The following is a 13,229-nucleotide window of genomic DNA, read 5'->3' on the forward strand; positions in this document are numbered from 1 at the left end:
ATTCGGGGGGAACCACAGGGGTGAGCCTGAGCGATTCCGTCTCGACGCGGGAAACGACCTGATCGAAGACAGCCAGCCGGTCGTCGGTGGTGGCGAACCTGACGCCCATGAGTTGCCGCGCTGTCTCGGCGTGCACGTTCCAGCGCCCCCAGGTTGCGCGCCGGTTAGCGACGGTCATCAGCACGACCGTGGCGAGGTCGTCGAGCTGCTCCAGGCCGAGGTCGTCCGCGCGCAGCAGGGCTTCGGTCGCGCCCTGGTCGAGCAAGTGTTGCGCCCAGGTGGTTGCGTCCTCGCCCAATGTGAGCGTCGCCCGTTCGCGCCATTCGGCGGTCAACTCCGCCAGCGAGTGCAGTTCCTTCTCGGGGCGGGTCTCCAAGGTCGCCTGCTGCCGCAGTTTCGCCACGACTCGTGCTGAGGGCTGCCTGCCGTGCTCGGCCACGTACTGCTCGATGAGCCGGTTCTTGACGGCCTCGATCCCCTCGGCTCCGTCGCGGGTGCCCGTGGTGCGGCGGGAGAACTCCGCCAGCAGCGTCGCGGGCACACCGTCGATCTCCCAGCCGGTGTTGCGGTCCTTGCCGCGATCCACCGGCACCCACGTCACCCCGAGCAGCCGTGCGGTGTGGTCGGTTAGGAAGGCGTTGTAGGTCTCTGATAGGGCGACGGCGGCTTTGTGCAGGCGGCGCGAATCCAGCGTGCGCCAACGACCGTCGATGCCCTGCACCTTGTTCGAGACGACGACGTGCGTGTGCAGTTGCGGGTCGGCGGCGCGGGAGTCGTAGTGGTCGAACGCCGTGGCGATGACCCCGACGATGGGCATCTGCGCGACCCCGCCCCGGCCCACTCTCGTTGCGGCGACGCGCTGTTCCAGCACGGCGATGGTGTCGCGCATCGCGGCGTGATGCGCCTTGGCGATCAGGGCTTGTGTGCCTGCGTCGGCTACGCCCCAGATCACGCTGACGGACTTCGGCGGGGAGAACGTCAGGTCGAACCCGGCGACGGCGGTGCGCGGAGTCTTGGCGAGTTCTTCCTCGCGGATGTATTGCACCGCTTGCTCCCGTTGCTCGCCGCGCAACTTGGGGCTCAGCCGCGCAACCCGTGCTGCAATCCGCTCGCGCGGTGGCTGCAACTTCGGGAACCGGGTGCCGAGTCGTTCGCCGGTGACCGGGTGAAGGCCCTCGCCCAGCAGCCGAGCCAGGTGCTCCTCGGTCACTGTGTCGCCCTCCGCGAGCGCCGGGGAGCGACCGTTATCGAGGCTCGTCAGGCCGGTGCCGACCCAGGTACCGGGCGGGCAGCCCGACTCGGTGTAGTACCGGGTCAGCGGGCTGCTCATCTCCCGGTCGCCGTCACCGACGACGACCGAGTGCAGCAGGTACTCGTAGCCCTTGCCCGAGGACATGGGCCGGATCGTCATCACCACGACGGCCCCTCCCTGAGACGGGCTCAGAGGGGCCGTCTCAGGGAATCAGGTGGGCGCTCCGCGCCCGAGCGGGGCACCCTGGTGCCAGACGTGTGGGGGCTGATCGGGTGTCGCTGAGTGGCTCTCGCCTGGGCAGGCGCGGAAGACTAGAGGGGTGATGCGGACTGACGGGCTTCGGGCGCTGCTGCCGCGGAGTGTCTGCGTGGTGGAGGTATCCGGGGACCTGCCGGATGCTCTAGTGTGGCCCGGCGAAGAATCCGCGGTGCGAGGGGCGGATGCGGGTCGTGTGGCGGAGTTCACGACCACCCGGCAGTGCGCGCGCCTGGCTCTCCGGCCGCTAGGATGCCCTGATCACGGAATTCCAGCCGGGCCTGACCGTGAGCCACTGTGGCCCTCTGGTGTGGTCGGCAGTCTCACGCATTGCGATGGAGTGCGCGCGGCCGCGGTGGCATGCTCGGTCGACGTTCGTGCTGTGGGCATCGATGCTGAACCTCATGCGGTGACGGAGGTGGGGGTGCTCGACGTTGCCGCGAGCGTGAGCGAGATCGAGATGCTTGACACGCTGACGGCGTCGATGAGCGATGTTGCGTGGGATCGGGTGCTATTCAGCGCGAAGGAGGCGATCTTCAAGGCATGGTTCCCGCTGACACGGCAGTGGCTGGGCTACACAGATTGCGAACTCCGCATCCACGCCGGAACCGGTACCTTCACCGGACAGTTACCATCGACTCCCGAGTGTGAAGGGCTCTACGACGGTAGTGTCGTCCACGGTCGCTGGACAATCCACGGCGGTCACGTTCTCACGGCGGTATGCATCGATACCTGAAGTTCAGCTGCCCGGAACACTCTCGTCCAGCGTCTCATGGAGTGCGGACTCGACGGCTTCCGCCGATAGTCGCCGTCTCCCAGAGACCTGCTCGCGCGCCCAGCGGTCAAGATCGAGGATCCATACCTCGGCAATGTCGAGTTGGTAGAGGCGTAGCGGGGCGTCGCCGCTCAATTGATCGGCAGTCAGTCCAGAACTCTCTTCGTCCGGGGTGCCGGGAAGCATCTGCTGGTAAAAACTAGAGACCTTCTCACGAAGTTCGGCGCAATCAAGCACGCGGCAGGAGCCTGCGACCTGGATGCCGTCGAGGCTTTGCCCGCTCGCGGGCAGGAGTGAGATCGTTGCCGCGGCCCTGCTTGTTTCGACAATGTCGCGCGAATGTCGCGCGGCCACATGTGAGCCCACGACAACGCTCAGTGGTGAAAGGAACCATGCGTACTGCAGCTGGGCCGCCCAAGGCCGGGCCTCGGTGTTCGCCGTCGCGAGGCTCAAGTACCTGCCCGTGCGAATGATCGTCGCGGCGCGTTGCGCGGAGGAGAGGCCGGTGGTCATGTGTCTGCGTGTGCCACTGAACGCTCCGCGCTGTCGTCGGTGAACATGCTGGTGCGCCCCGAGGGCCAGCCACGGAAGATCACCGAGAACATGGGAGACGTCGCGGACCAGGCGGCGAGACCGGCAGGCCGGGCCACGGGAGCTGGGGGCCGCGTGCGCGGAGTTCTTCGGCCTTGGCGTACGCACGCCGTCGGAACGATTGGGCATCGCGGTTTGGGTGCGGTGTGGAATGGGATAGGCATCGGTTTCTCCTCAGGAGGCGGTCGTCGGGGTGCACAGAGCGACCATGCGTGTCCAGAAGAGGTCTTCGAAGGTCGCGAGATGTCCGGCCAGCCTGAGGGCCCAGGTGCGGGCATCGATGGAGATGTCGGTCAACTGGGCTTCGAGGGCGATTATCTCGTCTCCATCGACATGCCCGAAGTAGGAGAAATGTTCGAGCTGGTCGTTAGTGAACCTGCCGGTCGAACTCAGGGCACGGTGAAGCTGGCGATAGCTGGCCGTGGAGGCGCGGCACAGGTGGAGGAAGCTGACGGGAAAATCCCACGGCGCGCCGACGACGGCGATACGCGCGATCTGGGCTGGGTAGGCCAACGCTAGGGCGTCCAGCCGGCACCCATCGCTAGGCGGGGCGCCGCACGCCTGAACGAAGGGTTGCAGGTTGTCGTATGCCTCCTTTTCCGACTGATAGCTCAGTGCGTGGAAGCCGGCCAGTGGCGTATCGGCATGGCGGTCGGCCATGAGCTTGGTCGAGGCGATGTTGGAGGCGACGAGTTCATCGAGGTGCCAGGCCAGGGGAGCAAGGTTGTCCGGGTGGATGCGCCCGACGTTGAGGGCGGCGGCCAGAGGGTTCTTGTCCAGAGTCGCGGCGGGGGTGGTCATCCGGGTACCCCCAGGTCCGTGAGTGTGCGGGTGAAGGGCGGGGCAAGCCTCTGGGCGTCCTCGGTGGCGGTCAGCTCAGCTGATAGTCGGGCGGTGAGCGCGAGGCGGTCGGGGGTGTGCATGGTGTCGAGCCCGGCCTCGACCCTCTGGTGGAGTTCGCCGGCCAGGACGTCCCAGGCGGTGGTGGTCGGGTGATGGTCCTCACCGAGTTCGTGCTGGTAGCGACACAGGCAGTAGAGCGTGAAGAGGTCGAGTGCGACGTCGACGGCGGCAGCCCGTACAGCGGGGTCTTCTCCATGTTTACTGAGGTACTGATGAAGCTGGGCAGCCGGGTCGGCCAGCGCCGCCAGAGGTGTGCTGGAAGGTGCGCCCGAGGCTGGGCCGGGTGGCGGGTCAAAGGGCTGTGCCATGAGGTCTTTAAGCATCTCGGTGGAGCTGTCGAAAATGCGGGTGACGCGGGTGTCACGCCAGAGGCGTTCTGCTTGCCAGCCTGTTTCGTGGCGTCGCCGGGCGGATTCGGCGGTCTCGTAGCCGCGGCCACCGATGAGCTGGACGAGGGTGTCGGTGGCTTCGGTCGCGGTCTCGTTGAGGATGAGCTTCGCGGTCTCGGCGTCCGTGGCGGCGCAGTCGGGGTCGATGGTGTAGCGGGTCACGGCGTTGGCGATGAGGGCGAGGGTCATGAGCCGGGCGAGGTGGCGCTGGGTTTGAGGGTTGTGATGCAGGCCGCGCCGCGTTTGGCGATCCTCGCGCGCCCAGGCGGCGGCGTCGATCAGGCAGGCTGTCGTGGTGGTCAGGCACGTCACCGGCAGCGCAGCGCGGCACTGGGCCAGACAGGTCAGTGCGACGTCGAGCCCGCCGCCTTCGGTGCCGATGAGACGATCGGCCGGTATCCGCGCATTCGTGAAGCGCAGGCGCCCGTTCGGCAGTCCGCGCAAACCGGCGAAGCTGCTGCGGGGCCCGCGGGAGACACCCGCATCGTCGGCCGAGACGAGCAAGGCGGTGATGCCGCCAGACGAGCCCTGGGTGGGTACGAGGTCGACCAGGATGACAGCGTGGGAGGCGATCGTCGCGTTCGTGATCCAGGTCTTCGTCCCGCTTACGCGGTAGCAGTCCTCGTCGGGGTCGTAGTGGGCGGTCGTGGTCAGCGGTCCCAGGCCATAGCCGAGGTCGGGTTCGTTGAGTGCGAAGGCAGAGGGCTGGTCGAGGAGTGCGGGGAGATATCGGGACTGTTGGGTATCAGTGCCGAAGGCCATCAGGGGGCGCACGGCGCCGATGACTTGATGGGCGGCGACGATCTCGCATAAGGTCGCGTGCGCGGTGGTGAGGACGGCGAGTACGGCAAGCAGACAAGTGTCCGAGTAGCCGAGCCCGCCGTAGCGCGTGGGGATAGTGATACGGAAGGCGCCAAGGGTGCGGAGTTCGTCGAGGACATCGGCGGGGACCTGCTCAGAGGACTCTAGGGACCATGCTGGGTCACGGCGGTCGCACCAGGTGCGGATGGTCGTGACGAAGGCAGACTCCTCCGATGTGAGTGCCGGCCCGTTCCCCGGCTCCGGCCAGGCCGGCGCACGGCCGGCGAGAAGCTGGTCGAGGACCGAGTCGGGATCGAAGGGGCGTGTGGGCGTCATAGCGCGCCGCTCAGCTCGACGGCGGTGAGTGGTCCGACCCGCGTGGCGCGTAGCGCGTGTGTGGGGAAGCCTGCGTGTTCTAGCAGACTGTTCAGGTCGTTGAGGGTGCGTTCGCGCCCGCCGCTGATCACGAGCATGCATAGATCGGTGAGGTAGCCCACCGCGGCGGCATCGTCGTGAATGTCGGGCAGGAAGTTCCCGAGGATGATCAGCCGCGCACCGGCAGGCATCTGGTCCTTGCACACGCGCAGGAGGTCGACGGCGCGGTCGTCGTCCCAGTCTTGGAGGACGCTCTTGATGATGTAGGTCGTGCCCGTTGTCGGGATGGCGGTGAAGAAGTCGCCGTCCCGGGCTTCGCATCGGCCGGCAACGCCGGCACACTCGATGATCCCTCGGGCTGCGCTGATACCGGCGGTGCTGTCGAATACGATGCCGCGGGCTGTGGGATTGGCCGAGAGGAGCGTAGCGAGGAAGGTACCGTCGCCACCGCCAATGTCGATGACGGTCTCATCCTGTTCGAGGTCTATCAGTGCTGCGGCGGCTTCAGCGGTTGCACCGGACTCCTCGTGCATGGCGAGGTTGAACAGTGTATTGGCGGCATCGTCGTCGGCGAGATAGTCGTAGATCGACTGGTGGTACTCGATGTCGAAGCCGGGGGCTCCGGTCGTGACCGAGGTTTCGAGGTGGTCCCAGGCCCGCTGGAAGAGCGGACTGGTGAAGTTCTGGGCGAACTCGGCCAGGGATCCCTGCCGACCGGGAACGAGGATCTCGCCGAGGCGGGTGAGTTGGAAATGCCCATGGGTCTCGTGGATGAGGCCAGCCAGTTGCAAGAGGCTCAGCAGTCGTCGCAGATGCGGCTCGGACGCACCGAGAGTCGCGCCTAAGTCCTCGCTCGTCGTTCCGGGCGCCGCATCTAGCCGGGCGAAGATGTGCAGGTGTCCGGCTGCCCGGATGGCATTGGCGATCATGTAGCCGCCGATGAGCCGGATGACGGTATCGCGGTCTTCGAGACTGGTCATGGCCTGGGTCCTTTCGCATCGGGAGGGCCGCTTAGTGGGTGTTCGACCCACACATTGGGCTCGACGTAGATGGCGTAGTCGTGCTCGACGTTGGCGAAGACCGGGGCGATACCGCCGTCGACGACCGTCAGGCCGGTCTGGCTGAATGCATGCCCGGTCCATGCCTGCCATGTGTGCAGCGGGGCGGTGATGGTCATCGCGGTCGGGCTCAGGGCGATGATGCGCCCGCCGAGGCGTTCGTGGACACGCAGCCAGTTGTCTACCGGCAGGCCGTCGTCTCTGCGGCGCTCGATGTAGTCGGCGATCGGCGTGTCGGGGTGCTCGATCTTGTCACTGGGCCGCACGGGCACGATCAGGTGATCGAAACTGGCCGCACGGGCATGCTCACGCACGGCGTTTAGGGCGAGTCGAGACAGGCCACGACCTTCGTGCCCGGCGCTGACTCCAACTTCCAGGGCGCAGAGGGTGTTCAACGGGGCGCCAGTGTAGGTGTCGGTCGCAGACTGTTCGATGACGCCGTCCCAGCCGCGTAGTGGAAGGGTCTCGGGGTCGCCGTCCCAATTCAGCGGTAGCGCCGCCGCGCGGGCGACAGGCGAGTCGCCGTCGAGGAGGATGAGCTGGTGGGCGTCGTGGGCGTCGATGCCCCATTCGACGAGCAAGAGTGTCGGCTTTACGAACGCGGGCCAGGGAACGTCCATGTTCACGTAGGCCGAGACCAGGTCGGGGCGTTGAGCGAGGGAGAAGACCTGAAGGTGAACCGTCATGTCGGCACCAGCTCTGCGATGTGCTCAGCCGAACGCCGCCCGTGGGGAATGCCGACGTCGATCGTGCGCAGCTGGCGCAGTGCGTCCAGGTAGGTGGCACGGGGTACCGGCCTCGCGCCGAGGTTGCGGACGTGGACAGAATCGTACTGGAGGTCGAAGAGCCGCCCGCCGCCTTGCAGGAATCGAGTCATGAGGTCGAGGACGGCGATCTTGCCTGCTCCTTCCTCTGCGGTGAACTGCGAGTCGGCGGTGAACACCGCGCCGAGCTGGAGGCCGAACACGCCGCCGATGAGGCGGTCCTCGTGCCAGACCTCGCAGCTGTGCGCGTGACCGGCCCGATGGAGTGCGCGAAGGCTCTCGCGCATGCCGCCGGTGATCCACGTCGTCTCGCGTCGGGCCGCGCAGGCGTTTACGACGTCATCGAAGGCGGCGTTAATGGTGGTGCGCCATTCGGCGCGCCTACGGGCGAAGCGGCGCATGGTCCGTCCGGTGCGTTGCGTCCCGAGATTCGCTACCGGGCGCGGGTCTGGGCAGAGCCAGGCAACAGAGAAGGGGGCAGTAGTACCCAGAGCGGCATGCACGGTGCCGGTCTCAGCGTCGGGAGCATAACGGATCTCGTTGATCAGCGCTGCTTCGACCGAGTCCGCTGGGAAGCAGTAGAAGCCGGCCATGGCGGCGGCGAGGATGTTCTCCGCCGAGAGGTCGGCGTCGAAGGCCACCGGTCCATTGGTGGGAAGGTCGGTGCTGGCGAGGTGGGTCCAGTCCAGGCTCACAGGAACTCCTTTCGTTCCAGGAAGTCGAGATAGCTGTCGATGAGGTCGGAGTCGACCTCGGGAAAGGTGATATCGGTGCCGGCCAGCGCACGCTCGACGTTCGTGCGGGTGAACGCGGGGAAGGTGTCTTCGAGGTACATCGCGGCGACGCTCATCTGCCCGCTGGGACACTTGTCGATGAACAACGGTGCGAATGGCGTCATCGGGTGGTCGGGGTCGGTCACGGCCAGGTCGATCATGCGCGCGACCCAGTCATCCCAGTCGAGTTCCCCGATGTCGTGGCCGCGCACGGCCAGTCGCTGCTGCAACAGTCGGATGTGCGCTTTGTGCGGGTTCGTGAGGTGATAGACGCGCCCGTCGGCCGCCTCGCGGATGGCGATGTGGACGAGGGCGTCGGCGAACACGTCGACCGGGGTGTAGTCCATCGGCAGTTCGGCTCGCGGGATCGCCCCGATGTCGCGGATGAACCGCTTCATGCAGCACATCTCTGTGGCCGTGTTCCACGTCCCGCGGCTACTGTGCCCGGAAATGTCGGCGGCGCGATAGATGGCCACCGGCAGGCCAGCGCGCCCAGCCTCGTGGACCAGCTGCTCGGAGACCCACTTGCTCTCGGCGTACCCGACACCCAGCTGGTCGAGATCAGCCAAGGGGTCGTCCTCGCTCACCTGCCGGGTTCCAGTGATACCCTGACCGGCGATGACCGCCATGGTCGAGACGTGGTGGAACGGGGCGGCGTTGACCGCCGCTAGCCGGAGCAGTTCGTAGGTGCCGTCGACGTTGGCCGCCTTCATCTCCGTGTATGGGTAGATGAAGTTCACGGTTCCACCGGAGTGAACGATGAGGCTGGTGCGCACGGCGAGCTGGCCGAAGTCCCCGGTATCGAGTCCGAGACTCGGCTTGGCGAGATCGCCGAGGACGAGGTCGATCCGGTCCAAGGCATCGTCGGGGATGTCCGGCTCGGACCCGTATGCGTGCCACCCAGCCCGGAGCCGTTGCCGGGCGGTTTCCTCGGAGGGCGCTCGGACCAGGCAGGCGATGCGGGCGGGGGTGGCCTCAAGTAGACGAGGCAGCAGATGGGAGCCCAGGAAGCCGGTCGCCCCGGTCAGCAGGATCGTCGATGACGAGTCCAGGACCGGTGCGTTCGCGTGAGCTGGTGAGTCGGGCCTGATGCTGCGGGCGAGATCGGCCTCCATCACCTCACGCGGATCAGCCTGTGCCTCCAGGGTGCCCGCGCGTGCCTCGGCGACCGCCTGGCAGAAGCCTGAGAACTGCGGGTGCCGGAGCAGCTGTTCGATGAGCGCGCGCACATAGCGGACGTGGATGCCGAGACTGGCGCGGACGCGCGCGACGAGCTCCGCTGCGGCGATCGAGGTGCCGCCGGCGTCGAAGAACGCGATCCCGAGCTGGTCGCGCTCGATGTCAAGTACCTGTGTCCACACGGAGGCCACAGCTTGCTCGATAGCGGTGTCCAGGACGACCGGTGTCGCGGCATGGTCGTCGGCGCCAAAGTCGGTCTGCGCGACCAGTGTCCGGTAGTCGATCTTGCCGTGGCGCGTCTGTGGGAGCGCGTCGACCCGATTCAGGACGCTCGGTACGGCATACGCGGGTAACAGGGCGCGCAGGTGAGCGAGCACTTGGCTGTGCCTGGGCGCGGTCTGATCAGCAGCGATCGTGTAGTACCCGCGCAGCGTGGACCCGGTCGGGTCGCTGGCCACGGCGCAGTCACGGATATCCGGGTGGCGGCGCAGCAAGTTCTCGACCTCGTCGGGATCGACACGAAATCCGCGGATCTTCACCTGCCTGTCGCAGCGCCCGGTGATCACAAGCCCGCGTGCGGGATCGACATACCCGGTGTCGCCCGTAAAGTAGAAGCGCTCGCCGTCGATGGTCGTCGTTGCCAGCGGGTCGAGGCTGCTGTCCCCGCGGGTAGTACCCAGGGCAAGGCGTCCGGCCACAGCCACATGTCCGGACTGCCCCGAGCGAACCCGGGTACCCGATGAGTCGAGCACGGTGACGGTGGCTCCCTCGACAGGGTGGCCGATGGCCGCAGGCCCGCCGTCGAGCCCGTCCGTCGTGGTGATTTCGGCCAGGCAAGTGGTGATGCCCGTCTCCGTCAGCCCGTAAGCGTTGAGGATGCGCGCATGCCGGTACCGGTCGCGTGCGTCCTTGAGATCACGGTTCGTGACGGCAGCGCCGCCGAGAATGAACAGCCGAACGTGATAGTTGTCGCTTGGAGGGGCGGCGGCGGCCACGACTTCGCGCCAGTAGCTCGGGGTGAGGTCCATGACGGTGACACCGGTCCGGGCGATCTCAGCATTGAACTGGGACGGCGCCCACACCGCCTCGGGGAGGACGAGGCTGGCACCGGCTGCAAGGGCAACTCCGACCTGCTCGATTGCCGTATCGAAGGTGGGTGCGGCGAACTGGAGCACACGGTCATCGGCGGTGAGGTCGTAGCGGTGCACGAGGTGCTCGATCAACGTCGACAGAGAATCGTGGGAAGCGGCAATCCCTTTGGGTGTGCCAGTGGAACCGGACGTGAAGATCACATACGCCATGCCCGCCGTTTGCGTGTCGCTGCGCGGTTCCGTGCGAGCTGGTGCGGATGGGTCGACGACGAGACGCAGACCGTCACCGCGGTGGCTGTCCGGTTCCACCGTGACCCGTGCCCCAGTGATGCGGCGGATCTCTTCACGTCGGCGTGGCGGATCGCGAGGATCGACGGGCAAGTAGGCCAGGCCGCTGTCCCAGACGGCGAGCATTGCAGCGACGTGCTCCGGACCGCGTGGCATGGACACCATTACCAGGGTCTCCCGGTGGAGGTCTAGGCATGCGAAGTCGCGACATAGCCGTCGAACGCGGGTAGCGAGGTCGGCGTAGGTGACAGTTGTATCGCCGTGAACAATCGCGGTCGCGCCGGGACGATGCTGAGCATGGTGCTTCATGCGGTCCACGACGAGGGAGCGTGTCTGCACTGTCATCGCAGCGCCTCCGCCTCATACGTGCTGGAGTTCAGCGGCAGCGCCGGACCTGTGCCAACGACGAGCTGCTGGAATTGGGATGAGTCCACGCGACTGACGGTGAGCTTCATCGCGGGAGCATGAACCACCCGATGGATGGCGATACTCCGCGCTGAGTTGAGGGTGGCGTCGGCTCGTTCGGGTCCGGGACCGGACGTGTTGTGATACATGAGAGCAACCTCGATAGTCGAGCAGTTCTGTATGACTTACGGTACCAGAAACCCAAGCATGCGTGTATGAGTTCGTGCCAACGCTCGAAATCGACTGTTCTCGCGGGGCGGGCAAGGTGCTTCGTCGATGCAGCCGAACCCAGCGGTGCGCGGTTGTCCCCATCGACGGTGAGGCAGGAGTCCGTCGACGGGACGGTGGACCGGGTCAAGGGCTCGCCTATCGCCGCATACTCCATTTCGGCAGGCGACTGCTCTCAAGGCGTCCCTGGCACCAGCATCCGCTCCTGCTCCTCTGATCGCTACCGTGCATGCAGGCGGGGTAGGTGGTCGTGGATGAGGCGTCCGGCGTCGATTCCGGTGAATGCGACGGGGGTGTCACCGATGCTGTGGCTGACAAGGAGCGGATCGGTGGAGACGATGCTGGTGTTGGCGCCTAGAGCGGGGTGGCCTGCGCCGGTGATGGTGTGGCCGTGGACGCGTGCGGAGAAGGTCGTGGACGGCAGGTAGGTGCCGGGATCGGTTTTCAGCCCGAGGTCGTGGAGGAGGGTGGTCGCGGCGTGGGTTCCTTGGGCAACGGAGTCGTCCCAGTGGTCGATGCGGTAGGAACTGGTGCCGGGATAGTGATGCAATGCGACCCCGCCAGCGGCATAGATGCGCTGCTCCGGGGCGTGCAGCGCGCGGAGGTGGCTGTCGACGGGGATGCCGTGGTGGCCGTTCCAGGGGGCGGGCGCGGCCGGGATGGTCCCGTGCGCCACGATGGCGAGATCGCCGTCGACGCGGGTGTCGTCATCCAGGACGATGGTGATGCCATCGGAGTGCGTGCGGATTGCGCTGACGGTGCGGCCGGTGTAGGTGGTGAGGTGGAGTCGCTGGAGTTCGAGGAGTCGACTCGCGACGTGCTCACCGATGGCACTGGCTCCAGGTGCCGGTGCGCGGGCGATGAGGGAGACGTGATGCCCGGCGTCGGCGAGCAGAGACGCGGTCTCTGCGGCGACCAACCCGCCGCCGAGCATGAGCACTCGCGCCGGGTCGCTGCTGGCGACGAGTGAATCTCGGACGTGGACGGCATCGGCGAGAGAGTGCAGGGTTCTGAGCCTCCCCTCGCGGATGGCTTGGTCGCGTCCGATGATCGTCTCGTCGAGCTGGCGTGGTCGGCTGCCGGTGGTGATGATCAGCGCGTCGAAGGTTCTGGTGCTGCCGGAGTCGAGGTGAACTTGGCGGGTACGCGGGTTGATCCCGCGCACAGTATCCGCGGTCGCGGGGAAGCCGGGGTCGGGCAGGGCGGTTTGTTCCGGAGTGAGCAGCCCGATAGCCACCCCTTTGTTCACCAGAGTTCGGTTGAAGCCTTCCTGTCCCGTGCGCGTGAACAGCGTTACGTCCAAGTCGGCGCTGCAGGCACGCAGCCTCTTCGCCGCGGAGCTGCCGGCAGCGCCGCCGCCAATGATTGCGATCGCGGGCGCGGTCATCGGGTTGCAGGCTCGGCGGTGAAGGCGGGGATCAGGATCGCCTCGATGAACCAGGGTGCGTCGTCGGGGTCGAGTCTGCCGGTGCGGACTTCTTCGGCGGCGCCGTTGAGAACGACATGGGTGGTGGTGAGCAGCCAGGTCACCGGGAGATCGCTACGGAAGGCGCCCTCGCGTTGTCCACGCAGCAGCAGGCCGCGCATGCGGGCTTCGGCCTTCTCGTGCAGCTCGCGGATGCGGGCGGCGGAGAGCTCTTTCTGGGCGGTGGCGAGCAAGGCGCGGGACTGGTCGACGAACATCCAGCTGGACGCGACCAGACGCTGAAACGCGTCACGCGCGTCGCCGTCCAAGGGCACCTGGCTGAGCACGTCTTCGGCGCGTTCCAGGCTGTCCATCAGGGCGGCTTCGATCAGCTCGGCCCGAGTCTGAAAGTGCCCGTAGAGCGTCATCCGGCCCATGCCGGCCTCGGCGGCGATGTCGGCGACCGAGGCATCGGGGTTCTTCTGGATCGCGGTGACGGTGGCGGCGAGCATCCTGGCCCGGTTGCGCTGCGCGTCGGCCCGCTGATTGGCCGCCCGAGTCCCGGTCGCCGCGGCCTTCTTGTTCGTCGTCGTCACGCTCACACCTCACAAAGTCGTATCAGAATGTATGAGATAGTGTAGCCTGTTACAACCCGTACATCGATGCTTGAGTATGGCATGCAGTAGCCCTGCGACCA

10 protein-coding genes and 2 pseudogenes are annotated in these 13,229 nt (G+C 66.6%); 2 read left to right on the top strand and 10 right to left on the bottom strand.

What is annotated here, in order from left to right:
- Positions 1–364 precede the first annotated feature (364 nt).
- Positions 365–1,411, bottom strand: a pseudogene (gene mobF, locus K8W59_RS18805) (MobF family relaxase); the annotation flags it as partial.
- A 163-nt stretch (positions 1,412–1,574) separates the two neighbouring features.
- On the opposite strand from mobF, the pseudogene K8W59_RS20435 reads away from it, so the two are divergent.
- Both K8W59_RS20435 and K8W59_RS18815 read left to right on the top strand, forming a co-directional pair.
- Positions 1,575–1,856, top strand: a pseudogene (locus tag K8W59_RS20435) (hypothetical protein); the annotation flags it as partial.
- Positions 1,857–1,889: 33 nt separating this feature from the next.
- On the top strand, positions 1,890–2,243 hold the full coding sequence (locus tag K8W59_RS18815) for a 4'-phosphopantetheinyl transferase family protein (RefSeq protein ID WP_223399929.1): 354 nt from the start codon (positions 1,890–1,892) through the stop codon (positions 2,241–2,243).
- A gap of 3 nt (positions 2,244–2,246) precedes the next feature.
- On the opposite strand, the gene K8W59_RS18820 is transcribed toward K8W59_RS18815, so the two are convergent.
- The 9 genes from K8W59_RS18820 to K8W59_RS18860 form a co-directional block, all read right to left on the bottom strand.
- Positions 2,247–2,795, bottom strand: a complete 549-nt coding sequence (locus tag K8W59_RS18820; RefSeq protein WP_223396523.1) for a hypothetical protein — start codon at positions 2,793–2,795, stop codon at positions 2,247–2,249.
- Between the two features lie 252 nt (positions 2,796–3,047).
- Entirely contained in the window at positions 3,048–3,674 is a 627-nt protein-coding gene (locus tag K8W59_RS18825; RefSeq protein ID WP_223396524.1) for a hypothetical protein, read from the bottom strand.
- Positions 3,671–5,302, bottom strand: coding sequence for an acyl-CoA dehydrogenase family protein (locus K8W59_RS18830; protein ID WP_223396525.1), 1,632 nt, complete (start codon positions 5,300–5,302; stop codon positions 3,671–3,673). Before K8W59_RS18830 ends, K8W59_RS18825 begins: the two co-directional genes overlap by 4 nt.
- Entirely contained in the window at positions 5,299–6,321 is a 1,023-nt protein-coding gene (locus K8W59_RS18835) for a methyltransferase (RefSeq protein ID WP_223396526.1), read from the bottom strand. Before K8W59_RS18835 ends, K8W59_RS18830 begins: the two co-directional genes overlap by 4 nt.
- Positions 6,318–7,085 (bottom strand): hypothetical protein, encoded by a 768-nt coding sequence (locus K8W59_RS18840; protein ID WP_223396527.1) that lies wholly within the window; start codon positions 7,083–7,085, stop codon positions 6,318–6,320. The genes K8W59_RS18835 and K8W59_RS18840 overlap by 4 nt, the downstream gene beginning before the upstream one ends.
- Positions 7,082–7,858 carry a leucyl/phenylalanyl-tRNA--protein transferase gene (locus K8W59_RS18845; RefSeq protein ID WP_223396528.1) on the bottom strand — a complete coding sequence of 259 codons (777 nt, stop codon included), beginning with the start codon at positions 7,856–7,858 and terminating at the stop codon, positions 7,082–7,084. The genes K8W59_RS18840 and K8W59_RS18845 overlap by 4 nt, the downstream gene beginning before the upstream one ends.
- Entirely contained in the window at positions 7,855–10,803 is a 2,949-nt protein-coding gene (locus K8W59_RS18850) for a thioester reductase domain-containing protein (protein WP_223399939.1), read from the bottom strand. The genes K8W59_RS18845 and K8W59_RS18850 overlap by 4 nt, the downstream gene beginning before the upstream one ends.
- Before the next feature lie 544 nt (positions 10,804–11,347).
- Complete coding sequence (locus tag K8W59_RS18855; protein WP_223396529.1) at positions 11,348–12,514, bottom strand: FAD-dependent oxidoreductase; 1,167 nt, start codon at positions 12,512–12,514, stop codon at positions 11,348–11,350.
- Positions 12,511–13,128 carry a TetR/AcrR family transcriptional regulator gene (locus K8W59_RS18860; protein WP_223396530.1) on the bottom strand — a complete coding sequence of 206 codons (618 nt, stop codon included), beginning with the start codon at positions 13,126–13,128 and terminating at the stop codon, positions 12,511–12,513. The genes K8W59_RS18855 and K8W59_RS18860 overlap by 4 nt, the downstream gene beginning before the upstream one ends.
- Between the last annotated feature and the right edge of the window lie 101 nt (positions 13,129–13,229).

Source organism: Nocardioides rotundus (assembly GCF_019931675.1).
GTDB classification, from domain to species: domain Bacteria; phylum Actinomycetota; class Actinomycetes; order Propionibacteriales; family Nocardioidaceae; genus Nocardioides; species Nocardioides rotundus.